Below are 26,814 nucleotides of genomic sequence, written 5' to 3'. Positions count from 1 at the left end.
CGAAATCTGGCCACAGGCCAGGGTATTAAAGACCCGCCTTGTGGGCCTGCCACTGCTCATGCAACGCTTCAAGCTGCTGGTTAACCTGCTTCCAGCGCGTCGATGACATCAGCTCCTGACGGGTAAATGAACCTTTATGGTACAAACCTGTAACACGCTCTGCTTTGACCGGAGACAGGTTATCTAACACGCTCACCGCGCCATTACGATTATTGCAGACGAGGATCATATCGCAACCCGCATCCAGCGAAGCCTGACCCCGCTCGGCGTAGCTGCCCATAATCGCCGCGCCTTCCATCGACAGATCGTCGGAGAAAATCACGCCTTCAAAGCCCAGCTCACCCCGTAATACTGTTTTTAACCAGTGTGGCGAACCGCTTGCCGGACGCGGGTCAACGTTGGTGTAAATGACGTGGGCGGGCATGATGGCATCGAGCTTGTTTTCAGTAATCAGCGAGCGGAAGATTTTCATATCGTGCTCACGAATCACCGCTTCTTCACGATCGTCATGCGGCGTCTCTTTGTGAGAGTCTGCCGTGACGGCACCGTGCCCCGGGAAATGTTTGCCGGTGGTTTTCATACCCGCGGCGTGCATGCCGTCGATGAAACGAGTGGCCATGGCCAGCGCTTTGTGGGGATCTTCGTGATAAGAACGTTCACCAATCGCCGCGCTAATATGCCCGACATCAAGCACCGGCGCAAAGCTGATATCAATGTCCATAGCAATCATTTCGCTGGCCATCAGCCAGCCTGCGTCCTGCGCCAGCTCTCCTCCCTTCTCCAGGCCATGCAGCGCGGCGAAAGATTGCGCGGCGGGCAGGCGGGTGAAACCCTCGCGGAAACGCTGCACGCGTCCACCTTCCTGATCCACCGCCACCACGAGATGATTACGCGATGCTGCGCGGATCTGGCGAACCAGCTCGCGCAGCTGCTCAGGATCGTGATAGTTGCGGGTAAACAGTATCAGGCCGCCCACCAGCGGGTGTTTCAGGATCTCACGCTCTTCGGCATCCAGCTCGAAGCCTGCCACATCTAACATTACCGGGCCCACATCTACCTCTCTTTATCTGTTCTTCGCCCGCAGCAGGCTCCAGGCCTCGTCTGCCAGCGCTATAAATGTTCTGTCCTGCGTTTGCTGCCAGCGGCATTCGTACCACGACGCCATCAGCATCATAACCCACGGTTGCCAGCGGTAAACCTGCCGCCGCAGCGTTTTCACGTCTATATGACTCGCTTTTGCATAGGCGTTAACCAGCGTTTCACTGTCGACGCCGTTTGCCGTAGCTATGGCCGCAAGCTCCAGCGCGATATCGCCATCGCCTGCATACTCCCAGTCGATGAGTTTGAGGCCGTCAGCCTGATGCACAAGATTACCGGCATGGACGTCCATATGCAGCGGTGCAAGGCGCAGGGGGTTTGGCTCACCGCGTTTTTTCATTCGTTTCAGGCAGCGTAACCACAGCAGGCTTCGTCGCCCTGGCGCTGCATGCTGCCAGTAATGTTCCAGCAGCGGTAACAAACTGATTCGCCAGCCGAAGCGGGCCTGGCCGTGCAGATGATACAGCATGGTGCTAAGCACGGGCAGCGAGCCGATATCCGATTTTACCTCGCCTGCGAGCCAGTGGACGATTAACCAACCGTCACTAAGACAGACTGGCCGCGGGCCAATCTCAGCCGGGATGCGCTTTAAAGCCCGATACTGTCGGGAAAGGGAAACGCCGGGCATTGCCGCTGAAGGCTGCTGTCGGGCAACATACTCTTTCCCGCCGGCCATGAAATGCAGACTTCCTCCACTCAGGCCTTCCAGCACAGAAAAGCATCCGGCGGCCTGAGCCGCCGGAATAGACCTGCTGATAACTGCCTGTAGCGCGGCCTTACTGCGTTTGCTGTACGGCACCGCTACCTGACCAGATGATTTCACCCGTTTGCACCAGCATCAGCTGCATTTTCACCGTAGGCGCCTGCACGCTACCGCTCGCGCTGGTGTAGATGACATACTGCGCTCCGACGTTGCGCGCAATGCCAATCGCTTTGCTGCGCGAGCCCAGGCTATCGTGCGGGGACAAACCAAGCTGCTGCTTCGCCATGGAGAGCTGCTGATCGGAAACCAGCGTGAATTTCCCATTATTTGCCAACGAGCCGCGCAGCGCTTCGGTCGCCTGGCTGGTGTTCAGCGAGCCATTAGTCCGGTTATTAACCGAATCAACCAGCAGCACACCCCCTGCCGTTACGCCATCGGCCTGCAGCATTTTGCCGACCATAGGTTGCATGGCACTGCCCCAGTCATAGGTACGGACTTTTGGCCTGGCTGGGATGGTAGGCTCAGGCTGTGTAATAGGGCCTGGCTGTTCCGGTACGGTTGGCACTGTCGGGACAGTTGGCTCGGGCTGTACGGGCTGGCTCGTGCCTGGTTTAACTTCCTCCACAGGGGCAGGCTGTTCACCGCCGCCTTTAATACAACCAGACAGTATCATCGCCGCGGCGACCACTACCAGGTATCGATGGATTCCCTTGATCAAAATTCACCCCTTATAAAGAGAGATAAAGACGCACTTTACGCGCGTCTGGATAACTGGCCGTTGACAACACCGTGACGGAAGCATGCGCCGGTATTGTGATTGAGCGTGTTTGTTCGAGCGGATGGACCTCCAGCCCTTTAGCGTCGTACCAGTAGAAACGGTAGTTAACGACGACTGGCACAGAGCGCTCATTATACAGCTCGGATCGGGAGACAGTGGCACCTTCCAGGGAGGAAATATCTGGTTTTTCAGCACTGATCCCTGCCGCCAGCACGGCGGATTCCATCACCAGCGTCTGCTGGTCGCTCACCGGGATGGCAGGTTTAGAGCTGCATCCAGCCATCAGCATAGTCGCAAGCAGTAATAAGAGCGTATTCCGCTTCATCAGGTTATCCCTTGTGGGTAAGCATCGGCCCCAGGGCGCGGCCACCAAGCAGGTGCATATGAATGTGATAAACCTCCTGACCACCGTGGCGGTTGCAGTTCACGATCAGGCGGTAGCCATCTTCGGCAATGCCTTCCTGCTCGGCGATCTTCGCAGAAACCGTCATCATGCGGCCTAACGCCAGTTCATGTTCGGCAGTGACATGGTTTACCGTGGGGATCAGTACGTTGGGAATGATGAGGATGTGTGTAGGAGCCTGAGGGGAAATATCACGAAAAGCGGTCACCAGATCGTCCTGATAAACGATGTCTGCCGGAATTTCGCGACGAATAATTTTACTAAAAATTGTTTCTTCGGCCATGACGCATACCTTTATACATTTGTTGTTGGCATAGCGTAAGAGTATGAGCGACTTAGTCGTACTCTTTCAACCTTAAGCGGTGATTTCTTTACCTAAACCGCACCCTTTGGCTTCATCAATAACCCAGCCTGCTGTTCTCCCCTGGCGGGCAATCAAAACGAGATTTCATCCGCCGATGTAACATATATTTACACCATTGATATGAATGCGTATATTTCTCATTTGCATTTTCATGCGCACTTACTGGCGGACACCTTTGTCAGCAAGGCACAACTTCCAACACTCGATTAAGGGTTTAAGATGTCTTTCACCATTCAGTCCAGGGATCGGCAACGTTTACCTGCCTGCGCGCTTTCCATGCTGGCATCTTGCATTGCCTTCGCTCTACTCTCTTCTGCCGCTAACGCCGCTGAAAAAAAAGCAGAAGAGACCATGATTGTAGAAAGCTCGGCGGCTGATACCGCTGAGGCAGAAGATCATGATTACAGCGTCAAAACTACCACCAGCGGAACGAAGATGCTGCTGGTGCCCCGCGATATACCGCAGTCGGTCAGTATCATCAGCGAACAGCGGATGAAGGATCAGAAGCTGGAGACCGTGGGGGACGTGCTAAAAAATACCACCGGTATTTCCGAGAGCGTTGCGGACTCCGACCGCAGCACCTATTACTCCCGCGGCTTCCTCATCGACAACTATATGGTTGACGGCATCCCGACCCTGTTCGAATCACGCTGGAACCTGGGTGATGCATTGACCGATACGGCTTTATTTGAGCGTATTGAAGTGGTTCGCGGTGCTAACGGGCTGACGACCGGTTCCGGTAACCCATCAGCCGCCATTAACATGGTGCGTAAGCATGCCGACAGCCGTGAATTTCAGACCAACGTCTCCGCGGAGTACGGCAGCTGGAACAAGCAGCGCTACGTGGCCGATCTGTCCACCCCGCTGACCGACAGCGGTAATATTCGTGGCCGCATGGTGGCGGGCTATCAGGACAACGACAGCTGGCTCGACCGCTACAATCAGCAGAAAAAATTCTTTTATGGCGTGCTGGATGCCGATTTGACCGAAGCCACCAGCTTCTCCGTCGGCTATGACTATCAGCAAACCAATGTTAACAGCCCTACCTGGGGAGGCATCCCGCGCTGGTACACCGACGGCAGCAAAACCAATCCTGACCGCAGCTATAGCACCGCGCCGGACTGGTCGTATAACGACAAAGAGCAGAAGCGCACCTTCATGACGCTAAAGCAAAAGCTGGGCAACGACTGGCAGCTCACCGTTAACGGCACGCACACCGAAATGACGCTCGAGAGCAAACAGATGTACCTCGACGGCCTGGTGGATAAGAACAGCGGCATGATGGTCAGCCCTTACGGTCCTTCTTATCCCTACGTCGGCGGCACGGGTTATAACACCGGCAAACGTAAGGTCGATGCGCTGGATACCTTCGCCAACGGTTCCTACGAGCTGTTCGGCCAGCAGCACGAGCTGATGATTGGCACCAGCTATACCAAACAGAAAAATACCTACTACAGCTCCTGGGAAAATGTGAGCGCCGATCAGATCGGTAGCTACTATGATTACGATGCCAACTTCCCGGAGACAAACTGGAACCCACTGAGCCTCGCGCAGGAAGATACCGTCCATCAAAAATCTGCGTATATCGCGACCCGCATCACTCTGGCGGACCCGCTGCACCTGATTGTTGGCGCCCGGTATACCAAATACAATCTTGATACGCTGAATCAGCACATGGAGAAGAATAATACCTCTCCGTACGCGGGCATCATCTATGATATCGACGAAAACTGGTCAACCTACGCCAGCTACACCTCCATTTTCAATCCACAAACGCAACGCGATATCCAGGGTAAATATCTCTCCCCTATCACCGGTAACAACTACGAAGCGGGCCTGAAAAGTGACTGGATGAACGGCCGGTTCACCACCTCGCTTGCGGTCTTCCGCATCGAGCAGGATCACCTGGCGCAGAGTACCGGCAATCTCATTCCCGGCAGTAATGGCGAAACGGCCTATCGTGAGGCGGATGGTACGGTGAGCCGCGGCGTGGAGTTTGAGGTGAATGGCGCGCTGACCGACGAGTGGCAGATGACGCTGGGCGCAACCCGTTATATTGCTGAAGACAGCGATGGCGACGCGGTAAACCCAAACCTGCCGCGCACGACGGTGAAATTGTTCACCAGCTATACCCTGCCAATGCTGCGCGAGCTGACCATGGGCGGCGGTGTTAACTGGCAAAACCACGTCTGGGCTGACGTAGCCGTGCCGGGTGGCACCTACCGTTCAGAACAGGGCAGCTTTGCGCTGGTTGACCTGTTCGCCCGCTATCAGGTTACCCAGGCATTCTCCGTACAGGCTAACGTAGATAACCTCTTCGACAAAGAGTACGACACCAACGTAGACAGCCGTGGCCTGGTTTACGGTGCGCCTCGTAATTTCTCTGTTACCGCTAATTACGCTTTCTGAATGAGATAATGCCGGATGACGCTTCGCTTATCCGGCCTACGCGATCGGCATCTGTTGTAGGGTGGATAAGCGCCAGCGTCATCCACCGATATATGTCGGATGGCGCTTCGCTTATCCTACCTACGTGATGACAGCTATAAAAAAGGGAGGCCATTGGCCTCCCTTAGTCTCCCCAAATCACTGCTTAGCTGTTACGGATCCACTCATCCATTTCAGTTTTCAGGTTATCGGACTTCGTCCCGAAGATAGCCTGAACGCCTGAACCAGCAACTACCACACCTGCCGCACCCAGTTTCTTCAGGCCAGCCTGATCAACTTTAGAGACGTCAGCCACGCTCACGCGCAGACGGGTAATACAGGCATCAAGGTTAGTGATATTTTCTTTCCCGCCGAAAGCACTAACCAGAGCCGGAGCCATTTCACTTGTAGAAGTGGTGGACGTCTCAGCGGTAGTGTCTTCACGACCTGGGGTTTTCAGGTCCAGCGCTTTGATCAGCACGCGGAAGATGGTGTAGTACACAGCCGCGTAGCACAGACCAACGATTGGGAACAGCCACAGCTTGCTGCTGTTACCGCTCAGCACGATGAAGTCAATCAGACCGTGTGAGAAGGAAGTCCCGTCACGCATACCCAGCAGGATACAGATCGGGAATGCCAGGCCTGCCAGCACCGCGTGGATGATGTACAGGATTGGTGCCACGAACATGAAGGAGAATTCGATTGGTTCGGTGATACCCGTCAGGAACGCCGTCAGCGCAGCGGAGATCATGATGCCGCCAACTTTTGCACGGTTCTCAGGTTTCGCTGAGTGCCAGATTGCGATAGCCGCAGCCGGCAGGCCGTACATTTTGAACAGGAAGCCACCGGACAGTTTGCCCGCAGTTGGGTCACCCGCCATATAGCGAGGGATATCGCCGTGGAAGACCTGACCTGCTGCGTTGGTGTATTCACCAATCTGCATCTGGAATGGAACGTTCCAGATATGGTGCAGGCCGAACGGTACCAGGCAGCGCTCGATGAAGCCGTAGATACCGAACGCCACTACCGGGTTCTGATATGCAGCCCACTGTGAGAAGTCCTGGATCGCGTTACCGATAGGTGGCCAGATGAAGGACAGCACAACGCCCAGTACGATCGCCGCCAGACCAGAGATGATCGGCACAAAACGTTTCCCGGCGAAGAAGCCCAGATACTCAGGCAGCTTGATGCGGTAGAAGCGGTTGAACATGTATGCGGCAATCGCACCAGCGATGATCCCGCCCAGCACGCCGGTATCGGCGAGGTGCTTGGCGTTAATTTCTTCCGCAGGCATATGCAGCACCAGCGGTGCGACAACGGCCATGGTTTTCACCATGATGCCGTAGGCTACTACGGATGCCAGCGCAGAGACGCCGTCGTTGTTGGTGAAGCCGAGAGCCACACCGATGGCGAAGATAAGCGGCATGTTGGCGAAAACTGAACCGCCCGCTTCCGCCATCACGTGAGAAACCACGGCTGGCAGCCAGCTGAAGTTTGCAGAACCGACGCCCAGCAGGATACCTGCGATAGGCAGTACGGATACTGGCAACATCAGCGATTTACCCACCTTTTGCAGGTTAGCAAATGCATTCTTAAACATAATTGAGAGTGCTCCTGAGTATTTGTGCTTTTTTTTACGCATTATGCGCATCGGACCGGGGGGAGAACCGGGCCATAATCAGGGCATCTAAGTGCCCTTTATTTATTACGCAGAGTAAAATAAATCACGAAATTTTTGTTTGACGGCTATCACGTTTCTTGGTCAGCCAGTATGAAAAATTTCATGAATTTACAGTACTCATGTCTGAATATTTCAAAAACGGTGTTCTCCACCCTTTTTGTGGCGGAGAACTTTACTCGCTTCACTGATTAATTACGAGCTAAAAAATAAGTCGTTTTTCAGGCAGATTGCAGGCGGGAGTGCGGGATGTGGAAGAGGTCGGCAAAGTTTTTTGTGGTCGTCTCCGCCAGCTCCTCCAGTGACACGCCCTTCAGCACTGCCATGTATTCTGCTACATCACGCGTCATTGCCGGCTGATTCTCCTTGCCACGATGGGGAACAGGAGCCAGGTATGGGGAGTCCGTTTCCACCAGAATACGGTCCAGCGGCACGAAGCGAGCGGCATCACGCAGCTGATCGGCGTTACGGAAGGTCAAAATCCCGGAGAACGAGATGTAGAACCCCATATCCAGCAGCTTCCCCGCAGTTTCACGATCTTCTGTGAAACAGTGTAGTACCCCGCCGCAGTCTGTCACTTTCTCTTCCTGCAGAATGGTCAGGGTGTCGGCGCGGGCATCACGGGTGTGCACGATGACGGGCTTGTTGAGCTCGCGACCAATGCGGATGTGGTTGCGGAACGACTCCTGCTGGCGCGGCTTGGTTTCCGGCGTGTAAAAATAATCGAGGCCTGTTTCCCCCATAGCCACCACGCCAGGCTCGGCGGCGAGACGGCGAAGTTCTTCAACGTCGTACTCTTTGTCCTGATTTAACGGATGGACGCCGCAGGAGTAGGCAACGTTCTCACGCTCACCGACCAGTTCGCGCATTCCACGGTAGCCCTCAAGCGTGGTCGCCACGGCCAGGAAGAATTTCACATCCCGCGCAGCGGCTTTTTCCAGCACGTCATCAACGTTTTTGTGCAGGGCTTCATAATCCAGACCATCGAGATGGCAGTGTGAGTCGACAAGAAACATACGGGTACTCTTAAAGATGTGGAGAAGGAAGGATAGCACCCGGGCGCATGAGTTGCTCCCAGGTCAGCAGTTGTTCGGTAATCAGTAATTCACGGTTAACGCCCACCACCGTCAGCAGCGATTCGCGGCAGGTGAACCAGCCTTGTAAAATAGCCTGTAGTACGGCGGGCTTTGCGCTGTTAGCAAGGTTTGCCACCAGCGGCTGCATATCTGCATTGGCCAGCCACTCCCCTGCTCCCTGCTGCCATTTAAGGGCGTCCAGCAGTAGCGAGCTAAGCCACTGAATGCGGCGCGTCGCCTCTTCATGGTTGAGCACCGGCAACATGGCAAGCATGTCTTTAGTTGAACATGCCTGCGCCAGTTTTTCACAGAGTGCCTGACGATGTTTCCAGTGCTCCGGTTGCAGCAGGTCAAGAGCCGCGGCCGGGGCACCTGCGCTAAGGCGCAGCGCGGCGCGGAGTTGGGTATTGTCCAGCGAGATTTCTCGGGCAAGCCAGGCAAGGGAGAAGGCTTCTTGCGGTGGCGAGAGATACCAGTAAAGACAGCGGCTGCGCAGAGTGGCGGGTAAGCGCTCCGGTTCACGGCTGCCGAGGAAAAACCAGGTATTCGCCGGCGGCTCTTCGAGCGTTTTGAGCAGGGCATTAGCTGCGGCTTCCGTCAGCTGCCCCGCATCCGTTAGCCAGACCACTTTTGCCCCGCCCTGCTGCGCATGGCCGTATAGCTTTTCGGTAATCTCACGGATGCTGTCGATACCCAGGCTACTTTTCCCTTTTTCCGGCTCGATAACATAGCTGTCAGGATGGGTACCTGCCTGCATTAGCTGGCAGCTGCGGCACTGGCCGCAGCTTTTGTTGCCCTGCGGCTGCTGGCACATCAGCCAGCGGCTGAGGGCATAAATCAGCGCGTCATCACCCATCCCCGGCAGGGCATGCAGCAATAACGCATGATGCCCACGGCCCGACTGATACTGGCTGAGGATCTGCTCAAACGGCCCGCGCAGCCAGGGATACCATTTCATCAGGCCAGTTCCTTCGCCCAGTTAATCACCGCATTGCGCACCGCAGCGGATACCTCGTCGAGCGTCTGCGTCGCATCGATGGTTTTGATGCGCTCATCCGCCGCAGCAAGCTCCAGATAACGGGCGCGGGTCCGGTTGAAGAAATCAATCGATTCCTGTTCGATGCGGTCCAGCTCACCGCGGGCACGCGCACGAGTCAGACCCACTTCCGGGGTCACATCCAGATAAATAGTCAGATCGGGATAGAAATCCCCGAGCACGGTATTACGCAAGGCCATCAGCAATTGCTGATCGATCTGGCGGCCGCCGCCCTGGTAGGCCTGAGTGGAGAGATCGTGACGGTCACCAATAACCCAGGCCCCGCGGGACAATGCAGGTTTAATCACCGTTTCAACCAGCTGTACCCGTGCGGCGTAGAACATCAGAACTTCGGCTTTATCCGTAACGATTTCGTCACCGATGCCTTTGTTATTGAGCGTCAGCTCGCGCAGCCTTTCCGCAAGAGGCGTACCGCCAGGCTCACGGGTAAAGACCAGTTCGGTCACGCCAAGCTCTTTTAAGGTCGCCACCACCACGTTGTGCGCGTTGGTTTTCCCTGCCCCTTCGAGCCCCTCAATCACAATAAATTTACTGACCATTCTTGTCCTTTAAAGCCTTGATATAAACCTGTACCGCCTGATTATGGCTGGCAAGGTTAGTGTTAAAGGTGTGACCGCCTTTGCCGTCGGCAACAAAATAGAGATAAGGCGTTTTTGCCGGATGCGCCGCCGCCTGTAATGAGGCTGCGGATGGGATAGCAATCGGGCCTGGCGGCATACCGCTAATCACATAGGTATTGTAAGGCGTCGGCGTTTCAAGATCTTTGCGCGACAGCTTACCATTATAGTTCTCACCCATGCCGTAAATCACCGTCGGGTCCGTTTGTAAACGCATGCCGATCCGCAGACGATTGATAAACACCGAGGCAACCCGGTCGCGCTCGCTCGCCACGGCCGTCTCTTTTTCGACGATGGACGCCATGGTGACCAAATCATTCTGCGTTTTGTACGGCAGCCCGTCGGCCTTACCGTCCCACGCTTCCTGGACGGCCTTTTTCATCCGCTCATGCGCACGTTTCAACAGCGAAACGTCCGTAGTATTGGCTGTGTAGAGCCAGGTATCCGGGAAGAACCAGCCTTCCGCCCAGTCGGCATGCTCGAGCTTAAGCGCTTCCGCAACCGTGGCGTAACTGTCATCTTTCAGGGTGTGCTTTATGTAGGGCGCTTCACGCATCTGCTTAAGCCAGTCGCTCAGGCGCATCCCTTCCACAAAGCGGATGGGGAACTGGGCTTCTTTGCCGCTGGCGAGCAGCGCAAGCATATCCCGCACCGTCATATCCGGTGTCAGGCGATAGGTGCCTGCTTTAAAGTTGGCGAGCTCGGGCTTCACTTTCAGCAGCCACTGAAAGACGCGCGGGCGTGTTATCAGCTTCTCTTCATAAAGCTGTTTGCCCAGGGCAAGGCGACCCGTCCCCGCTTTCAGGGTGAAAATCGTTTCCTGCTTAATGGTCAAATGGCTGTTTGCCAGCTGGCGGACTTTCCACGCGCCGACACCGGCGGCTATCCCCAGAATCACCAGTAACAGCAGGATAAAACGTAGCATCTTTTTCATCGGTAATCGTTTACTCGCAAAGTGGCGCTAAAAAATGGTAAAGCTCGCGCGAAGTGTACTGCCAGTTCTGCGCCTGCCTGACGGGCACAACCGGCATCAGGGCATTACAAATAAGTACCTCGTCGGCATCGGCCAGGGTTTGTACCCTCTCCCGAACTTCCCGCAGTTGCCAGCCGGAACCTGCCAGGCAGGCGATAATGTGCTGGCGCATCGTACCGTTTACGCCCGCTCGATTGACAAAAGGCGTGAAGACGACGTTACCCTTACGCCAGAATAAATTAGCCGCACAGCATTCCGTAAGCCACCCTTCGCTGTCAAGGACCAGGGCCTCTTCGGCGGGTGTCTGTTCAAGATGCGTACGGATCAAGACCTGTTCAAGGCGATTTAAGTGTTTTATTCCCGCCAGGGCAGGATTTACCCCCAGACAAATGGGACTAAGCGCAAGGGTGATCCCCTGCTCCCGCCAGGCCGCATAAGTTGAGGGATAGGGAGAGACGCTGAGGATACGGGTTGGTTGGTGGCAATGAGCGGCGCTGTACCCTCGCCCACCCGCGCCACGGCTGATAATCACCTTCAGCACGGCCTGGGACTCACGGGAAGCCAACTGTTGCATCTCATCCGCCAGCAGCACCCATTCAGCAAAAGGAAGCATGAGGGTTTCACAGGCAAGCTGTAAGCGGCGGATATGCCGGTCGATAAACTTTGTGTTGCCATCAGATATCGCGGCGGTGGTAAAACAACCGTCGCCAAACTGCACGGCTCGATCGTTTGCCGGAAGCGTCGTCTGCCACTGCCCATTGATTAAGTACATAGCAAGCCCTCGGGGTCTGATGGCGTTAGCGTGCCAGTGCGGAGAGGAAGCAACAAGGGAGGAAGTCTGAAGTTGGGGGCGAAAAACATAAAGGGCCCGCAAGCGAGCCCTTTACGAGAACGGTTTAGACCTTTTTAAAGATCAGGGAACCGTTTGTGCCACCAAAGCCGAAGGAGTTACACAGCGTGTACTCCAGCCCGGACACCTGGCGCGCTACGTGTGGAACAAAGTCCAGATCGCAGCCTTCGTCAGGGTTGTCGAGGTTGATGGTCGGTGGAACAGCCTGGTCGCGCAGCGCAAGAATAGAGTAGATAGACTCTACCGCCCCTGCGGCACCTAACAGGTGACCGGTCATCGACTTGGTTGAGCTAACCATCACGCGGCTGGCATCAGCACCAAAGATAGATTTAACGGCCTGCGTTTCAGCTTTGTCCCCGGCAGGCGTTGAAGTGCCGTGCGCGTTAACGTAACCGATTTGCCCCGGAGCAATGCCTGCATCACGCAGTGCATTTTCCATTGCCAGCGCGGCTCCTGCACCGGTATCCGGTGGAGAAGTCATGTGGTAAGCATCGCTGCTCATACCAAAACCGACGATTTCCGCGTAGATTTTAGCGCCACGTTTTTTGGCATGCTCATACTCTTCGACCATGATAACGCCAGCGCCATCACCCAGCACGAAGCCATCACGGTCTTTATCCCACGGGCGACTAGCCGCTTGCGGGTTGTCGTTGCGGGTGGAGAGCGCACGCGCTGCACCAAAACCGCCGACACCCAGCGGAGTACTGGCTTTCTCTGCACCACCGGCAAGCATTGCGTCTGCGTCGCCATAGGCGATGATTCGCGCTGCATGACCGATGTTATGCACACCAGAAGTACAGGCCGTGGCAATGGAAATGCTGGGGCCGCGCAGGCCAAACATAATGGTCAGATGACCTGCCACCATATTCACGATAGTAGACGGTACGAAGAACGGACTGATCTTACGTGGACCACCGTTAACCAGCGAGGTGTGGTTCTCTTCAATAAGACCCAGACCACCAATACCAGAACCTATTGCGGCACCAATACGGGTTGCGTTCTCTTCCGTTACTTCAAGCCCAGAATCCAGCATGGCTTGATGGCCAGCAACAATTCCATATTGAATGAAGGCATCCATCTTGCGCTGTTCTTTACGCGAGATAATGTCATCACAGTTAAAATCCTTTACTAAGCCAGCAAATTTCGTTGCATAGGCGCTAGTATCGAAATGGTCGATCAGGCTGATGCCACTCTGACCGGCAAGGAGAGTACTCCAGGTAGACTCTACGGTATTGCCGACAGGAGACAACATGCCCAGTCCGGTCACAACTACACGACGCTTAGACACGTTTGTCCTCCAGGGAGGGAAAAAATTAGGACTTGTGGGACACTTAGATAAAACTCAGGCGGTCGAATGACCGCCTGGAGATGTTCACTTATGCCTGGTGACCGTTGATATAATCAATGGCAGCCTGAACGGTAGTGATTTTCTCAGCTTCTTCGTCCGGAATCTCAGTATCAAACTCTTCTTCCAGAGCCATTACCAGCTCAACGGTGTCAAGAGAATCAGCGCCCAGGTCCTCAACGAAGGAAGCGGAGTTGATGACTTCTTCCTGCTTAACGCCCAGTTGTTCGCCAATGATTTTCTTAACGCGTTCTTCGATAGTGCTCATACTCTTAAATTTCCTATCAAAACTCGCTTTCGCGATGGTTTTCGTAGTGTATAAAATGTTGAAAAAGATGCAACTAAATCCCGGCAGGTCGTACCACGATTTTACGCTATTTTGCGGGCATTCGCCCAAATAACGCAAATAATTTTAATCGTGGTTAAACCATGTACATTCCGCCATTGACGTGGAGGGTCTCACCAGAGATGTACCCGGCCTCGTCAGAAGCTAAAAATGCTACTGCACTGGCGATTTCTTTTGCGTCACCTAAGCGACCCGCTGGAACCTGCGCCAGGATACCCGCACGCTGATCGTCAGAGAGCGCACGCGTCATGTCCGTTTCAATAAAGCCCGGAGCAACAACGTTTACAGTAATACCACGGGACGCCACTTCGCGCGCCAGTGATTTACTGAAACCAATCAGGCCTGCTTTCGCCGCAGCGTAGTTAGCCTGACCAGCATTTCCCATGGTACCAACCACAGAACCGATAGTGATAATGCGACCATGACGCTTTTTCATCATAGCTCGCATTACCGCTTTTGACAGACGGAAAACTGATGACAAGTTGGTTTCGATGATATCGTCCCACTCGGCATCTTTCATGCGCATTAACAGGTTGTCGCGAGTGATACCGGCATTATTGACCAGAATGTCCACTTCGCCAAACTCTGCGCGAATATTTTCCAGAACCGACTCAATGGATGCCGGATCGGTCACATTCAGCATAAAACCTTTGCCGTTTGCGCCTAAATAATCACTGATGGCCTGCGCACCGCTAACGCTTGTCGCCGTACCAATAACTTTTGCACCGCGAGCCACCAGGGTCTCTGCGATCGCACGGCCGATACCACGGCTTGCGCCGGTTACCAGCGCAACTTTTCCTTCAAAACTCATGGTTTTCCTCGTTTTATTGCTCAAGCGCCGCTGACAGAGAAGCTGGCTCGTTAATGGCCGCTGCGGTCAGGGTGTCAACAATACGTTTCGTCAGGCCAGTCAGGACTTTACCCGGGCCGACTTCCAGCAACTGGGTCACACCCTGTGCTGCCATAAATTCCACTGACTTCGTCCACTGAACCGGGCTATAAAGCTGGCGAACCAGCGCGCTACGGATCGCTTCCGGAGAAGTCTCACACTGCACATCAACGTTGTTCACAACCGCTACGGTTGGGGCGTTGAAGGTGATTTTTTCCAGCGCTACAGCAAGTTTATCTGCTGCGGGCTTCATTAACGCACAGTGGGACGGTACGCTAACAGGTAAAGGCAACGCACGTTTAGCACCCGCTGCTTTACAAGCCGCGCCAGCGCGTTCAACCGCGTCTTTATTACCGGCAATCACTACCTGGCCCGGTGAGTTGAAGTTGACCGGGGAAACAACCTGCCCCTGTGCCGCTTCTTCACAAGCTTTAGCGATGGACGCGTCGTCCAGACCGATAATAGCAGACATTGCGCCAGTGCCTTCAGGCACCGCTTCCTGCATCAGTTTGCCACGCAGCTCAACCAGACGGATAGCATCCGCAAAGTTGATCACACCGGCACAGACCAGGGCCGAGTATTCACCGAGGCTATGACCGGCCATCAGCGCAGGTGCTTTACCGCCCTGCTGCTGCCAGACGCGGAAGATAGCAACGGAAGCGGCCAGCAACGCAGGCTGGGTTTGCCAGGTTTTGTTCAGCTCTTCAGCCGGACCGTTTTGTACCAGCGCCCAAAGATCGTAGCCCAGCGCGTCTGAAGCTTCACGGAAAGTCTCTTCAACAATCGGATACGCGGCGGCTAACTCAGCCAGCATACCGACAGTCTGAGAACCCTGTCCCGGGAAAACGAAAGCAAATTGAGTCATTGTCTCATCCCTATAATCAAAAACGAACCAGCGCAGAACCCCAGGTAAAGCCGCCGCCGAAGGCCTCAAGCAGAACCAGCTGACCACGTTGAATACGGCCATCACGCACTGCTTCGTCCAGCGCAGCTGGCACGGAGGCCGCAGAGGTATTACCGTGTCTGTCCAGCGTCACCACTACGTTGTCCATCGCCATACCCAGCTTTCTCGCCGTCGCGCTGATAATGCGCAGGTTGGCCTGATGCGGCACCAGCCAGTCGAGATCGGAACGATCGAGGTTGTTCGCCGTCAGGGTTTCATCAACGATGTGGGCAAGTTCCGTAACGGCAACTTTGAACACTTCGTTACCGGCCATCGTCACATAGGACGGTTTGGACGGATCGAGACGGTCCTGGTTTGGCAGCGTCAGCAAATCGCCGTAGCTACCGTCAGCGTGTAAATGCGTGGAGATGATGCCTGGCTCTTCGCTCTTACCCAGTAAGACCGCACCAGCGCCATCGCCAAACAGAATAATTGTGCCACGATCGTTTGGATCGAGCGTACGAGCCAGCACGTCAGCACCAATCACCAGCGCGTAGTCTACCGCACCGTTTTTGATGTACTGATCGGCGATGCTCAGCGCATAGGTAAAGCCTGCGCAAGCTGCTGCAACGTCAAACGCCGGACAGCCTTTGATTTCCAGCATGCTCTGCACCTGGCAAGCGGCGCTTGGAAACGCGTGCGTCGAAGACGTTGTTGCGACGATGATCAAGCCAATTTGTGACTTATCAACACCGGCCATTTCAAGGGCGCGGGTCGCGGCCTGATAACCCATTGTAGCAACGGTTTCGTCAGGGGCTGCGATTCGGCGTTCACGAATACCTGTACGGGTGACAATCCACTCGTCAGAGGTATCCACCATTTTTTCCAGGTCGGCGTTAGTCCGCACTTGTTCGGGCAGGTAGCTGCCCGTACCAATAATCTTCGTATACATGTACGCTCAGTCACTCTTAGGTAATACAGATTCCAGGCGAGCAGCGATCCTGACCGGAACTTGCCGCTTCACCGCCTGCACTGCCTGTTCAATCGCGACAGCAAACGCTCGCTGATTGGCCGCACCGTGGCTCTTAATCACAGTGCCGCGCAATCCTAACAGACAGGCGCCATTATACTGGTCGGGGTTGAGGTGACTGAATCGCCTGGTCAGATGCTTTTGTAACCAACGCTTCAATAAAATCAGCCACCACGACCTTTTTTTCCCTTCGCCCTGCGATTTGAGCAGGGTAAGGAACATCCTGACAACCCCTTCCATTGTCTTGAGCGTGACGTTTCCTACGAACCCATCACACACCAGGACATCCGTTTTTCCGGTCAACAGTTCGTTGGCTTCAAGATAACCAATATAGTTGACAGAAGGCATCGTTTTTAATAATGCGGAGGCATCGCGAATGCTGTCGAGACCTTTGGTCTCTTCTTCGCCAATGTTCAGCAGCGCCACGCGAGGGTTGACCACGCCCAGCACTTCTTCCGCCATCACGGAGCCCATTATGGCGAACTGCACCAGCATATTGCTGTCGCAGACGACGTTGGCACCGAGATCCAGCACAACCGTTTTCCCTTTTTGCTGATGCGGCAGTACCGTCATCAACGCCGGGCGCTCAATGCCTTCAATAGGCTTGAGCAGTAATTTAGCCAGCCCCATCAGCGCACCCGTATTTCCGGCACTGACGCAGGCCTCTGCCCGCCCCTCTTTGACCAACTCAAGTGCCACCCGCATAGACGAACCGCGACTGGTGCGGATCGCTTGCGAAGGCCGTGCATCACTGGCAATAACCGATTCCGCAGGGATTATCTGCAGACGCGAACGTTTATCAAAATCAGCTTTGGCAAGTAATGGCGTGATGGTGTCGGGGCAACCGACCAGGAGAAGGCTTAGTTGGGAATTAGAGTCCAGTGCCTGCAATGCTGCAGGCACTGTCACGGAAGGACCGAAGTCCCCACCCATGGCATCTAACGCAAGGGTTAGACGTGTCAAGGTATCGTCAGGATTACTTAACGATAACCTTGCGGCCGCGGTAGAAACCGTCGGCAGTCATGTGGTGACGCAGATGAGTTTCGCCAGAAACTTTGTCCACGGACAGGGTGCTGGTGGTCAGCGCGTCATGGGAACGACGCATGCCACGTTTGGAACGGGTTGGTTTATTCTGTTGTACGGCCATGGACCTTACTCCTCAATTACTTACGCTTTAAACTGGCTAATACGGCAAATGGGTTTGGTTTCTCCGCCTCTGCAGGCAGTTTGCCAAAGACCATGTCCGCCTCGGACACTTCACAGTGTTCAGAATCATGCACCGGAACCACTGGTAGGGAGAGGATGATTTCATCTTCAACCACCGCCAGAAGATCGATTTCGCCAAATTCGTTAACCTGAACTGGCTCATACACTTCCGGGAGTGCTTCAGCCTGCTCGTCTTTGACGATCGGGCTAAAACAATACTGCGTGTAGACCTGATGCGCAAACGGCTTCCCGCAACGCTGACATGAGAGTGTTAACGAGACCTTCGCATCACCGGTTAAAACCGCGAGGCGTTGTTCGTCGATAGCAAACCGCATATCGCATTCCACATCACTGTCTACACTGACCACAAATTCGGCGACGCGCTCTACCTGTTCAGGTGTATACACACCATGGTAATCAAGGCGTTTTTGAGCCGTACGAACCGGATCGAGAGTCAGGGGTAATTTTACCTTTTGCATAGGGCGCGCATATTAACTTTGTAACGTCATAGAGTCAAAGAAAAAGGCCTCATAACAGCGCCTTTCGCCATTTATTCGCACACATTGCGGTGGCACAGTTTAAAATGCCTTTATCCAATTCGCTATCTTTAATGAAAAAAATATGAAACCTATTGTGCTGGCCTCAACTTCTCCCTTCCGCCGTGCGCTGCTTGAGAAGCTAGGTATGCCTTTTATAACGGCCTCACCGCTCACTGATGAAACACCCCGGCCTGACGAGAGCGCACGTGAACTGGTCACGAGGCTGGCTCAGGCGAAAGCTCAGGCGTTAAAAGAGAACTACCCTTCCCATCTTATTATCGGATCGGATCAGGTTTGCGTCCTGGATAATAACATTACCGGCAAGCCGCACACCGAAGAGAACGCTGTCGCCCAGCTGATGCAGGCGCGTGGCAGCATTGTGACCTTCTACACTGGGCTTGCCCTCTATAACTCAGAGAACGGCCAGCTGCAGACCGCCTGTGAACCATTTGACGTCCACTTCCGCCACCTGAGTGAGGATGAGATTCGCGCGTACGTACGCAAAGAACAGCCGTTGCAATGTGCGGGGAGCTTTATGTGTGAGGGATTAGGCATTGCGCTGTTCGAAAGGCTTGAGGGACGCGACCCCAATACGCTGATTGGCCTGCCGCTTATCAGCCTGTGTGAAATGCTGCGCAACGAGGGGTGCAATCCGCTGGGGCAGTAAGTTTGTCGGAAAATTGTCGGATGGCGCTGCGCTTATCCGACCTACGGGACGGGTTTTGTAGGGTGGATAAGCAGTCGCGCCATCCACTGGTAAGTGGACATAAAAAAAGCTCCCGGGCGGGAGCTTCTCATCATGCCGTTTTGCGCAGGACGGTAAGGCAGCGCTTCAGCTCATCGTCCATCGGCGCTTCGACGCGCATCACTTCACCGGTATTAGGGTGGGTGAATTTCAACGCGGCAGCGTGCAGGAAGAGGCGGCTAAGCCCGGTACCGTTCAGCTGTTTGTCGAACTCGCGGTCACCGTAGCGGTCATCGAAAGCGATGGGATGCCCGGCATGCAGGGTATGCACACGAATCTGGTGCGTACGGCCTGTCACCGGGCTGCAGCGTACCAGGGTTGCAAACTCATAGCGCTCTTCCACTTTAAAACGGGTTTCGGAAGGCTTGCCCTCGCTGTTCACACGCACAATACGCTCACCGCTTTGCAGGATGTTTTTCAGCAGCGGGGCCTGCACAACTTTGATATGGGACTGCCACTGGCCGCGAACCAGCGCCAGATAATCTTTCTGCATGCCCTTCTCACGCAGCTGCTCATGCAGCGAACGCAGCGCGGAACGCTTCTTGGCCACCAGCAGGATGCCCGAGGTATCACGGTCCAGACGGTGTACCAGCTCAAGGAAGCGGGCTTCAGGACGCAGAGCGCGCAATCCTTCGATCACGCCAAAGCTCAAACCACTACCACCGTGCACAGCGGTGCCTGATGGCTTGTTGAGCACCAGAATGTGGTCATCCTCATAGAGAATGGCATCGGTCAGTGCGGCCACTTTTTGAAGATGAGGAGAGACCTGTACCTCTTCACGTTCGGCTACTCTCACCGGCGGGATACGAAGCTGATCGCCATCCTCTAACTTGTACTCGGGCTTGACGCGTTTTTTATTCACGCGCACTTCGCCTTTACGCAAAATGCGATAAATCATGCTTTTTGGCACGCCCTTGAGCCGGGCGAGTAAAAAGTTGTCGACACGCTGCCCGGCCTCATCGGCGGAAATAGCAACGATTTGTACTGAAGGAGTCTGCGTTTTCATGGTCGGCGATTCTAATTAGCGTACGCGCATAGCGCCACTCATTTTTATGTGCTTAACTGACTTCAGCCTCATTTATCACAACTTAACCTGCTTTTATTCATTTTCTGTACAGAATGAAAATCAGCGCGTTAAAAAACTGTAAGAAACGAGGCATCAAAGGCAAAAGTCACCTTGCTATAATAAGCTTAGCAATGGAATAATGTTGCGGTTTTCCGTGTTAAGACTTGTCTAAACAAAGAACTTTGCGGAATTACCAGTTTTGCCTGAATGTTCATCCACGCAGCAATGGCGTAAGACGTTTTGTACTTTCAGGCAGTTAGCGGGCTGCGGGTTGCAGCCTGACCGGTAAAATGGAATCAACTCTTAAGAAATATTCTAAGGTTATTCCCACGATAATTGCGCTGTATTTCCGTATGAAATATAGGCTACCGACACTTTGCGCCTCTCAGCAAGCGACAACCGTGAGGTTGGCGACTGTGCGATCAGTCACGAGGCCATCGGTTCATTCCCGGTCAGCGTCACCATGCCCGTAGCTCTGTCACCAATGTAAGAATAATGAGTAAGTTACGATGAAAAGAATGCTAATAAACGCGACTCAACAAGAAGAGTTGCGTGTCGCCCTTGTAGATGGGCAACGCCTGTACGACCTGGATATTGAAAGCCCAGGACACGAACAGAAAAAAGCCAACATCTATAAAGGAAAAATCACCCGTATTGAACCAAGTCTTGAAGCGGCATTTGTAGATTACGGCGCTGAACGTCATGGTTTCCTGCCTCTTAAAGAGATCGCCCGCGAGTACTTCCCGTCTAACTATTCTTCTCATGGCCGTCCGAATATCAAAGATGTGCTGCGTGAAGGTCAGGAAGTGATTGTGCAGATTGATAAAGAAGAACGTGGTAACAAAGGCGCTGCCTTGACCACCTTTATCAGCCTTGCCGGGAGTTATCTGGTGCTGATGCCTAACAACCCACGTGCCGGCGGTATCTCTCGTCGCATCGAAGGTGATGACCGCACAGAACTGAAAGAAGCCCTCTCCTCGCTGGAGCTGCCTGACGGCATGGGTCTGATTGTACGCACTGCCGGCGTGGGTAAATCCGCTGAAGCGCTGCAATGGGATTTAAGCTTCCGTCTGAAGCACTGGGAAGCTATCCAGAAAGCGGCGGAAAACCGCCCTGCTCCGTTCCTGATCCACCAGGAAAGCAACGTTATCGTTCGCGCTTTCCGCGATTATCTGCGTCAGGACATCGGCGAAATCCTCATCGATAACCCGAAGGTGCTGGAGCTGGCTCGTCAGCATATTGGCGCGCTGGGCCGTCCAGACTTCAGCAGTAAAATTAAGCTCTACACCGGTGAAATCCCGCTGTTCAGCCATTACCAGATTGAGTCGCAGATTGAATCCGCTTTCCAGCGTGAAGTCCGTCTGCCATCCGGCGGTTCCATTGTTATCGATACTACCGAAGCATTGACCGCCATTGATATCAACTCCGCTCGCGCAACCCGCGGTGGCGATATCGAAGAGACCGCGTTTAATACAAACCTTGAAGCCGCCGATGAAATCGCCCGCCAGCTCCGCCTGCGCGACCTGGGCGGTCTGATTGTTATCGACTTCATCGATATGACCCCGGTACGCCACCAGCGTGCGGTTGAAAACCGTCTGCGTGAAGCCGTGCGCCAGGATCGTGCCCGTATCCAGATAAGCCATATCTCCCGTTTCGGCCTGCTGGAAATGTCCCGTCAGCGTCTCTCCCCTTCTCTGGGCGAGTCCAGCCACCACGTGTGCCCGCGCTGTAGCGGAACCGGCACCGTGCGTGACAACGAATCCATGGCACTTTCTATTCTGCGTCTGATTGAAGAAGAAGCGCTGAAAGAGAACACCCAGGAAGTGCACGCCATTGTTCCGGTGCCGATTGCCTCCTACCTGCTGAACGAAAAGCGTGATGCGGTCAGCGCCATCGAAACCCGTCAGGGCGGCGTGAAAGCCATCATCGTGCCAAACGATCAGATGGAAACCCCACACTACTCCGTGCTGCGCGTACGCAAAGGCGAAGAGACCAAAACCCTCAGCTACATGCTGCCGAAGCTGCATGAAGAAGAGATGGCGATGCCTTCTGATGAAGAGTATGCCGAGCGTAAACGCCCTGAGCAGCCTGCATTAGCGACCTTCGCTATGCCGGATGTGCCGCCAGCGCCTCAAGAGGCCGCTCCGGCTGCTGCGCCGGCTGCTGCCGCGAAACCTGCTGCTGCCGTTCAGTCTAATGAACCTGCGCAACCGGGTCTGCTTAGCCGCTTCTTTGGCGCGCTGAAAACCATATTTGCAGGCGAACCTGCTGCTGAAAGCAAAGAAGTGGAGGTCGTGAAACCGGCTGAAACTGAAACCCAGCGTCAGGGCCAGGGCCAGGAACGTCGTAACAATCGTCGTCAGAATAACCGCCGTGACCGTGGCGATCGCAACAACCGCGACCGTGACAACCGTGGTGAAAATCGCGACAACCGTGAACCTCGCGAACAGCGCGAGCCGCGTGAGCCACGCGAAAATCGTGACGAGAACCGTCGCAATCGTCGTCAGGGCCAGCAGCAGAACGCTGAAGTGCGTGAAGTTCGCCAGAACGTTGCTACCGAAGAAGCTGAAAAGCCGAAGACCCGTGACGAGCAGCAGCCACGTCGCGATCGCAACCGCCGTCGCAGCGACGACAAGCGTCAGGCGCAGCAGGAAGTGAAAGCCCTGCAGCGTGACGATGTGGTTGAGGTTGAGTCCGAGCAGGAAGAACGCGTTCAGACCATGCCGCGCCGCAAGCCGCGTCAGCTGAGCCAGAAAGTGCGTTTCGAATCTGCTGAAGATATCGCTAACGCTCAGGCAAATGCTGCTGCACTTGCTGCTCAGGAAGAAACCGCTGCGCCAGCAACCGTTGCGCCGCACACTGAAGTTGCAACCATTCCACTGCCTGCGGTTGTTGAAACCCCGGCAGCAGAACAGGATGACAATTCAGACAACCGCAACGATGCGAACGGCATGCCACGTCGCTCACGTCGCTCTCCGCGTCATCTGCGTGTAAGCGGCCAGCGTCGTCGTCGCTATCGTGACGAGCGTTACCCTACTCAGTCACCGATGCCGCTAACCGTAGCCTGTGCTTCTCCGGAGCTGGCTTCCGGCAAAGCCTGGATCCAGTATCCGATTGCCCGTCCAGAAATGGCGACGCATGAAGAGTACCAGGGCAATGCTGCACAGGCGAATGCCGCTGAGAATGTCGTTGAGCAGGCGGCACCAGCTGTCGCCGCCATTCAGGAGCAGCCAGTCGCCGCTCCGGTGGAAGCCATCGTCAGCGAGCCCGTTGCTCAGGAAGCGCCGGTTGAGACTCAGACCGTCGAAACCACGCATCCAGAAGTGATTGCTGCACCGGTAACCGAACAGCCTCAGATCGTTGAACAGCAGGACGAAGTCGTTGCTGAACAGGTGATTGAAGAAGTTGCTCCGGCAGCGGAAATTACTCCGGAGCCAGTTCAGGCAGCAGACATTGCCGAAGAAGCGCCGGTAGTCGTTGAAGAAACGGCCCCAGAAGAACCGGTTGCTACCGTTGAAGAGAGCAAGCCCGTTGTGGCAGCTCCAGCGACGGCGGTGGAAACAGCACCCGTTGTTGAGCCAACGCCTGTCGTTGAGTCAGCGCCTGTCGTTGAACCAGCACCCGTTGTTGAGCCAGCGCCTGTCGTTGAACCAGCACCCGTTGTTGAGCCAACGCCTGTTGTGAAGCCAGCGCCTGTTGCTGCCCCTGCTACGGTGCTCGCCGTGAAGCATGCTGCCGCACCGATGACTCGTGCACCGGCACCAGAGTACTCTCCAGAGCCTGCACGTCATAGCGACTGGGTTCGCCCGGACTATGAGTTCAGCGGTCGTGGTTCTGCCGGTGGTCACAGCGCCACCCACCAGGCTACCGCCCCGGCGACTCGTCCAGAAAGCGCCGAGTAACGTTAAGCGTTAAACTAAAAAGCCGGTCAGGAAACTGACCGGCTTTTTTATTGCTGACGCAGAAGGAAAAGCAGCACAGTTCAGGACAAAAAAATGCCCGCTCCGGGGTGCGGAAGCGGGCAGAGAAAGCGAGTCGTTTTCAGACTCGCCCAAACAACACGTTATTATTTATTCAGCTGAAATAATGACATACCTTGCATGTCGCTAAACGCTTTATAAGAGGCCTGAAGTGCCGCCTGTTGCATCGTATAAGAGGAGATCGTCGCATTCCAGTCTACATCAATGAGCGCGCTCATCTGCGTAGTCTGACCCAGCGCGCGGTCGCTGCCTAATGAATCCAGCTTGCTCAGTTCGTCAAGCTGAGTACCCAGCTCCGCACGGACGGTCAGCACGTTATTAAGGGAGTTCTTCAGTCCGCGCCCCGTTTTATCAATCACCGCAGTCTGTGCGGCCTTCGCATCATCATCCAAATCCCCAACCGGGGTTTTTAATGAGGCAATCGCTGAATCCAGCATTTTGAACAGATCGGTTTCAGATGGATCACCATTTGGCTCTGCAACAGCATTACTGGTAATGCTATTGAAGACATCACTGCCGGTGTGGCCAATCGTCATAGTACGAGCTGCATCTACGCTCTGTGTGATTGGTGTGTCCCCACCTTGATACCCAACAGTGCCCGTACCATCTTCCACGAAAGGCGCGCTCTCGGTTTTATAGCCAGCAAAAATATAGCGGCCGTTGCCGTCGGTACTATTGGCCAGATTCAGCAGCTGGTCACGGATCCCTTCCAGATCGGTGGCAAGAGAAGCACGGTCATCATCGCTCAGCGTACCGTTTCCGGCGTAAACGATTTTCTCCTGGGCGCTGATGATGCCATTGGTCACCTTATCCAGCACGTTCTCTTCCAGAGAAACTTTCTGAGTCGCAAAGGTACGCGCAAGGGCATACTGGCTGTTCTGCGTCTGTGCCTGAGAAAGGACTACCGCCTGCGAGGCGGCAATAGGATCGTCAGACGCACGGTTAACGCGCTTACCTGTGGACATCTGCTCGCCGTAGCGCAACCACTCGCTCTGAGCATTGCTGACACCACGCATGTTCTGGTCATACATCATTTGAGTACTGATACGCATAGGTGCTCCTGTTAGCGAATAGACAGTAAGGCATCAAACAGCGTTGATGCAGTCTGTAAAACCTGGGAGTTCGCCAGGTAATATTGCTGGTAACGTTGCAGGTTGCCGTACTCTTCATCCAGGTTAACGCCGGAGATGGACTGCTGCTGATTGCTCAGCTGGGTCACTACATTGCTCTGGGTCGTGCTGGTGACTTCAAGGGTCGCCGTTTTGTTACCAATGTCGCTAACCAGGCTTGCGTATGCATCGTTGAACGTTTTGTTGCCACCCACTTCATTTGCACCCTGCAGATCAAGCATTGCCTGAGCGTTGCGGTTATCGCTTTCGCCCGCGTCAGGGTCGCTTGCCAGCGCCAGCTTGCTTTCGTCGTCGATGGCAACATCCATATTCACAATGACGTTAGCAACCGGCTTCACGGTGAAGCTATCGTTCTTTTCAGGCGTACCGGAGACATCAATTTTCAGACCATCAAAGTTCAGGGTCTTGTTACCGCTTCCGTCATCAGCCATACCCGGATCGATTTTGGCGTTGTCAGACAGGCGAGTGACCTGCCAGTCCGTCCCATCAAAGACAACTTTATAGTCGCTGGCCTGCACTTTAGTGCTGTCAGCCACGTTTGCCACAAGCTCAGCCTCAGAGGCGTTCTTGCGGTTACCTACTACGGACGGGCCACCGATATCAAAAAGTGCCGTGCCCGGATCGCCGTTCGCATCGTAGCCCTGTTCGTGCTGTTCGTTCAGCGCCGAGCCAAAGGCCAGAGCCATCTGCCCCAGGCGGTTACGCGCGCTGTCCAGGTCCTGGGAGCGGAAAGTCAGCAGGCCGCCAAGCGAACCTGTAGTCAGCTGTTTTTCAGGGATTTCAGTGGTGCCGGCAACTTTGTCGACATACGCCACGGTAGTCCGCGTTGGATCCGCGCTGGAGGGAACGGCGGCCAACTGATGAGAAGAAGTGCCCTGAACGAGGTTGATACCGTTGCCGATAGAAACATTGTAGCTACCGCCATCCTGGACGTTAACTTCAACCCCAACAATCTGGTTAAGCTGGCTGACCAGCTGGTCGCGCTGGTCCAGCAGGTCATTAGGCGATGCGCCTGCACCCACACCTTTCAGGCGGGAGATTTGGTCATTCAGGTTGGCAATCTGGCTGGCGTAGTTGTTGATCTGGTCAACGCTGCTGGTGATAGCCAGGTTGACCTGCTTATCCTGGTCGCGCAGATACTGGTCGGTCACCTTAAACTGGTTTACCAGACCATCGGCTTTGCCCAGCATCGCCTGACGTGCGGCCGGGTCATCCGCGTTACTGACCAGCGTTTGCAGGCTGGTGAAGAAGTCCTGCATGGTGGTGGCGAGCGTGTTGGTGGAGCCAGACAACATGTCATCGATTTTCGACATTTGCTGGTACTGGGTCGTCAATCCGCTGCTCTGGTTTTGTGCGCCACGCAGCTGACTGGAAATAAATGAGTCATATTCGCGCTGCACGCCGCTCACATACACGCCGTTCCCGACAAATCCGCCAGCACCGAGCGTGCTGTTGGCTTGCGCAAGGATCGTCGTCTGACGGGTGTATCCCGCTACGTTATAGTTGGAAATGTTATTACTTACGGTGTTCAGTGCCGCCTGAGCAGCACTCAGGCCACTCATGGCACTGTTAATCAGGCTATTGGACATGGATTTTCCTTAAGCACGTATAGTCACGGGTCCTGTCGAATA

At 54.7% G+C, this 26,814-nt stretch carries 25 protein-coding genes; 3 read left to right on the top strand and 22 right to left on the bottom strand.

The window, feature by feature from the left end; all coding sequences use genetic code 11:
• Positions 1-25: 25 nt before the first annotated feature.
• From nagZ to hinT, 5 genes are read right to left on the bottom strand one after another with little or no spacing between them, the layout of a single operon-like run.
• Positions 26-1,051, bottom strand: coding sequence for a beta-N-acetylhexosaminidase (gene nagZ / locus HYQ67_RS15730; RefSeq protein ID WP_202304914.1), 1,026 nt, complete (start codon positions 1,049-1,051; stop codon positions 26-28).
• 12 nt (positions 1,052-1,063) lie between these two features.
• Entirely contained in the window at positions 1,064-1,897 is an 834-nt protein-coding gene (gene thiK, locus HYQ67_RS15725) for a thiamine kinase (protein ID WP_202304952.1), read from the bottom strand.
• Positions 1,875-2,474, bottom strand: coding sequence for a penicillin-binding protein activator LpoB (gene lpoB / locus HYQ67_RS15720; RefSeq protein WP_237391279.1), 600 nt, complete (start codon positions 2,472-2,474; stop codon positions 1,875-1,877). Before lpoB ends, thiK begins: the two co-directional genes overlap by 23 nt.
• A 55-nt stretch (positions 2,475-2,529) precedes the next feature.
• On the bottom strand, positions 2,530-2,904 hold the full coding sequence (locus tag HYQ67_RS15715; RefSeq protein WP_202304912.1) for a YcfL family putative periplasmic lipoprotein: 375 nt from the start codon (positions 2,902-2,904) through the stop codon (positions 2,530-2,532).
• Positions 2,905-2,908: 4 nt separating this feature from the next.
• Positions 2,909-3,265, bottom strand: a complete 357-nt coding sequence (hinT, locus tag HYQ67_RS15710) for a purine nucleoside phosphoramidase (protein WP_202304910.1) — start codon at positions 3,263-3,265, stop codon at positions 2,909-2,911.
• Between the two features lie 300 nt (positions 3,266-3,565).
• On the opposite strand from hinT, the gene fhuE reads away from it, so the two are divergent.
• The gene (gene fhuE / locus HYQ67_RS15705; protein WP_202304907.1) at positions 3,566-5,755 is read left to right on the top strand and encodes a ferric-rhodotorulic acid/ferric-coprogen receptor FhuE; all 2,190 of its coding nucleotides are present in this window, start codon (positions 3,566-3,568) and stop codon (positions 5,753-5,755) included.
• Positions 5,756-5,939: 184 nt separating this feature from the next.
• Here the strand turns inward: fhuE and ptsG are convergent, their stop codons facing one another.
• The 14 genes from ptsG to yceD all read right to left on the bottom strand — a co-directional run bounded on the left by ptsG (position 5,940) and on the right by yceD (position 18,202).
• The gene (gene ptsG, locus HYQ67_RS15700) at positions 5,940-7,373 is read right to left on the bottom strand and encodes a PTS glucose transporter subunit IIBC (protein WP_202304906.1); all 1,434 of its coding nucleotides are present in this window, start codon (positions 7,371-7,373) and stop codon (positions 5,940-5,942) included.
• A gap of 299 nt (positions 7,374-7,672) precedes the next feature.
• Entirely contained in the window at positions 7,673-8,467 is a 795-nt protein-coding gene (locus HYQ67_RS15695) for a metal-dependent hydrolase (RefSeq protein WP_202304904.1), read from the bottom strand.
• Positions 8,468-8,477: 10 nt separating this feature from the next.
• On the bottom strand, positions 8,478-9,485 hold the full coding sequence (holB, locus tag HYQ67_RS15690) for a DNA polymerase III subunit delta' (RefSeq protein ID WP_202304902.1): 1,008 nt from the start codon (positions 9,483-9,485) through the stop codon (positions 8,478-8,480).
• Positions 9,485-10,123 (bottom strand): dTMP kinase, encoded by a 639-nt coding sequence (tmk, locus tag HYQ67_RS15685; protein WP_202304900.1) that lies wholly within the window; start codon positions 10,121-10,123, stop codon positions 9,485-9,487. Before tmk ends, holB begins: the two co-directional genes overlap by 1 nt.
• Positions 10,113-11,135: a cell division protein YceG gene (gene yceG, locus HYQ67_RS15680; RefSeq protein ID WP_202304898.1), complete on the bottom strand. Its 1,023-nt coding sequence runs from the start codon at positions 11,133-11,135 to the stop codon at positions 10,113-10,115. The genes tmk and yceG overlap by 11 nt, the downstream gene beginning before the upstream one ends.
• Before the next feature lie 10 nt (positions 11,136-11,145).
• Positions 11,146-11,946, bottom strand: a complete 801-nt coding sequence (gene pabC, locus HYQ67_RS15675) for an aminodeoxychorismate lyase (RefSeq protein ID WP_202304896.1) — start codon at positions 11,944-11,946, stop codon at positions 11,146-11,148.
• Between the two features lie 124 nt (positions 11,947-12,070).
• Positions 12,071-13,312 carry a beta-ketoacyl-ACP synthase II gene (fabF, locus tag HYQ67_RS15670; protein WP_202304894.1) on the bottom strand — a complete coding sequence of 414 codons (1,242 nt, stop codon included), beginning with the start codon at positions 13,310-13,312 and terminating at the stop codon, positions 12,071-12,073.
• 88 nt (positions 13,313-13,400) lie between these two features.
• On the bottom strand, positions 13,401-13,637 hold the full coding sequence (gene acpP, locus HYQ67_RS15665) for an acyl carrier protein (RefSeq protein WP_034456161.1): 237 nt from the start codon (positions 13,635-13,637) through the stop codon (positions 13,401-13,403).
• 154 nt (positions 13,638-13,791) lie between these two features.
• The gene (gene fabG, locus HYQ67_RS15660) at positions 13,792-14,526 is read right to left on the bottom strand and encodes a 3-oxoacyl-ACP reductase FabG (protein ID WP_202304892.1); all 735 of its coding nucleotides are present in this window, start codon (positions 14,524-14,526) and stop codon (positions 13,792-13,794) included.
• 13 nt (positions 14,527-14,539) lie between these two features.
• Positions 14,540-15,469, bottom strand: a complete 930-nt coding sequence (fabD, locus tag HYQ67_RS15655) for an ACP S-malonyltransferase (protein WP_202304890.1) — start codon at positions 15,467-15,469, stop codon at positions 14,540-14,542.
• A gap of 16 nt (positions 15,470-15,485) precedes the next feature.
• On the bottom strand, positions 15,486-16,439 hold the full coding sequence (locus tag HYQ67_RS15650) for a beta-ketoacyl-ACP synthase III (protein ID WP_202304888.1): 954 nt from the start codon (positions 16,437-16,439) through the stop codon (positions 15,486-15,488).
• Positions 16,440-16,445: 6 nt separating this feature from the next.
• Complete coding sequence (gene plsX / locus HYQ67_RS15645; RefSeq protein WP_202304886.1) at positions 16,446-17,480, bottom strand: phosphate acyltransferase PlsX; 1,035 nt, start codon at positions 17,478-17,480, stop codon at positions 16,446-16,448.
• A gap of 13 nt (positions 17,481-17,493) precedes the next feature.
• Positions 17,494-17,664 carry a 50S ribosomal protein L32 gene (gene rpmF, locus HYQ67_RS15640; RefSeq protein ID WP_202304884.1) on the bottom strand — a complete coding sequence of 57 codons (171 nt, stop codon included), beginning with the start codon at positions 17,662-17,664 and terminating at the stop codon, positions 17,494-17,496.
• Positions 17,665-17,680: 16 nt separating this feature from the next.
• Positions 17,681-18,202, bottom strand: a complete 522-nt coding sequence (gene yceD / locus HYQ67_RS15635) for a 23S rRNA accumulation protein YceD (protein ID WP_202304882.1) — start codon at positions 18,200-18,202, stop codon at positions 17,681-17,683.
• Between the two features lie 142 nt (positions 18,203-18,344).
• Here yceD and HYQ67_RS15630 point away from each other — a divergent pair, with 142 nt between their 5' ends.
• Positions 18,345-18,929, top strand: a complete 585-nt coding sequence (locus tag HYQ67_RS15630; protein WP_202304880.1) for a Maf family protein — start codon at positions 18,345-18,347, stop codon at positions 18,927-18,929.
• Positions 18,930-19,059: 130 nt separating this feature from the next.
• On the opposite strand, the gene rluC is transcribed toward HYQ67_RS15630, so the two are convergent.
• Positions 19,060-20,013 (bottom strand): 23S rRNA pseudouridine(955/2504/2580) synthase RluC, encoded by a 954-nt coding sequence (gene rluC, locus HYQ67_RS15625; RefSeq protein ID WP_202304878.1) that lies wholly within the window; start codon positions 20,011-20,013, stop codon positions 19,060-19,062.
• Between the two features lie 569 nt (positions 20,014-20,582).
• On the opposite strand from rluC, the gene rne reads away from it, so the two are divergent.
• On the top strand, positions 20,583-23,975 hold the full coding sequence (gene rne, locus HYQ67_RS15620) for a ribonuclease E (protein WP_202304876.1): 3,393 nt from the start codon (positions 20,583-20,585) through the stop codon (positions 23,973-23,975).
• A gap of 164 nt (positions 23,976-24,139) precedes the next feature.
• Here rne and flgL read toward each other — a convergent pair whose 3' ends face one another.
• Entirely contained in the window at positions 24,140-25,105 is a 966-nt protein-coding gene (flgL, locus tag HYQ67_RS15615) for a flagellar hook-associated protein FlgL (RefSeq protein ID WP_202304874.1), read from the bottom strand.
• Between the two features lie 11 nt (positions 25,106-25,116).
• On the bottom strand, positions 25,117-26,772 hold the full coding sequence (gene flgK / locus HYQ67_RS15610; RefSeq protein ID WP_202304872.1) for a flagellar hook-associated protein FlgK: 1,656 nt from the start codon (positions 26,770-26,772) through the stop codon (positions 25,117-25,119).
• Positions 26,773-26,814: the final 42 nt, after the last annotated feature.

It is taken from the genome of Dryocola clanedunensis subsp. sulfonylureivorans (assembly GCF_016756775.1).
Classification (GTDB): Bacteria; Pseudomonadota; Gammaproteobacteria; order Enterobacterales; family Enterobacteriaceae; genus Dryocola; species Dryocola clanedunensis.
The sequence above is the reverse complement of the archived record's forward strand: the minus strand, read 5'-3'. Positions and strand labels throughout refer to the sequence as shown.

Coding starts and splice junctions, on each gene's coding strand:
- HYQ67_RS15650 (WP_202304888.1), bottom strand. CDS start 16,439: ATGTATACGAAGATTATTGGTACGGGCAGCTACCTGCCCGAACAAGTG.
- fhuE (WP_202304907.1), top strand. CDS start 3,566: ATGTCTTTCACCATTCAGTCCAGGGATCGGCAACGTTTACCTGCCTGC.
- lpoB (WP_237391279.1), bottom strand. CDS start 2,474: ATGATACTGTCTGGTTGTATTAAAGGCGGCGGTGAACAGCCTGCCCCT.
- fabG (WP_202304892.1), bottom strand. CDS start 14,526: ATGAGTTTTGAAGGAAAAGTTGCGCTGGTAACCGGCGCAAGCCGTGGT.
- rne (WP_202304876.1), top strand. CDS start 20,583: ATGAAAAGAATGCTAATAAACGCGACTCAACAAGAAGAGTTGCGTGTC.
- HYQ67_RS15695 (WP_202304904.1), bottom strand. CDS start 8,467: ATGTTTCTTGTCGACTCACACTGCCATCTCGATGGTCTGGATTATGAA.
- rpmF (WP_202304884.1), bottom strand. CDS start 17,664: ATGGCCGTACAACAGAATAAACCAACCCGTTCCAAACGTGGCATGCGT.
- yceG (WP_202304898.1), bottom strand. CDS start 11,135: ATGAAAAAGATGCTACGTTTTATCCTGCTGTTACTGGTGATTCTGGGG.
- fabD (WP_202304890.1), bottom strand. CDS start 15,469: ATGACTCAATTTGCTTTCGTTTTCCCGGGACAGGGTTCTCAGACTGTC.
- hinT (WP_202304910.1), bottom strand. CDS start 3,265: ATGGCCGAAGAAACAATTTTTAGTAAAATTATTCGTCGCGAAATTCCG.
- flgL (WP_202304874.1), bottom strand. CDS start 25,105: ATGCGTATCAGTACTCAAATGATGTATGACCAGAACATGCGTGGTGTC.
- tmk (WP_202304900.1), bottom strand. CDS start 10,123: ATGGTCAGTAAATTTATTGTGATTGAGGGGCTCGAAGGGGCAGGGAAA.
- yceD (WP_202304882.1), bottom strand. CDS start 18,202: ATGCAAAAGGTAAAATTACCCCTGACTCTCGATCCGGTTCGTACGGCT.
- HYQ67_RS15715 (WP_202304912.1), bottom strand. CDS start 2,904: ATGAAGCGGAATACGCTCTTATTACTGCTTGCGACTATGCTGATGGCT.
- pabC (WP_202304896.1), bottom strand. CDS start 11,946: ATGTACTTAATCAATGGGCAGTGGCAGACGACGCTTCCGGCAAACGAT.
- holB (WP_202304902.1), bottom strand. CDS start 9,485: ATGAAATGGTATCCCTGGCTGCGCGGGCCGTTTGAGCAGATCCTCAGC.
- rluC (WP_202304878.1), bottom strand. CDS start 20,013: ATGAAAACGCAGACTCCTTCAGTACAAATCGTTGCTATTTCCGCCGAT.
- flgK (WP_202304872.1), bottom strand. CDS start 26,772: ATGTCCAATAGCCTGATTAACAGTGCCATGAGTGGCCTGAGTGCTGCT.
- ptsG (WP_202304906.1), bottom strand. CDS start 7,373: ATGTTTAAGAATGCATTTGCTAACCTGCAAAAGGTGGGTAAATCGCTG.
- acpP (WP_034456161.1), bottom strand. CDS start 13,637: ATGAGCACTATCGAAGAACGCGTTAAGAAAATCATTGGCGAACAACTG.
- HYQ67_RS15630 (WP_202304880.1), top strand. CDS start 18,345: ATGAAACCTATTGTGCTGGCCTCAACTTCTCCCTTCCGCCGTGCGCTG.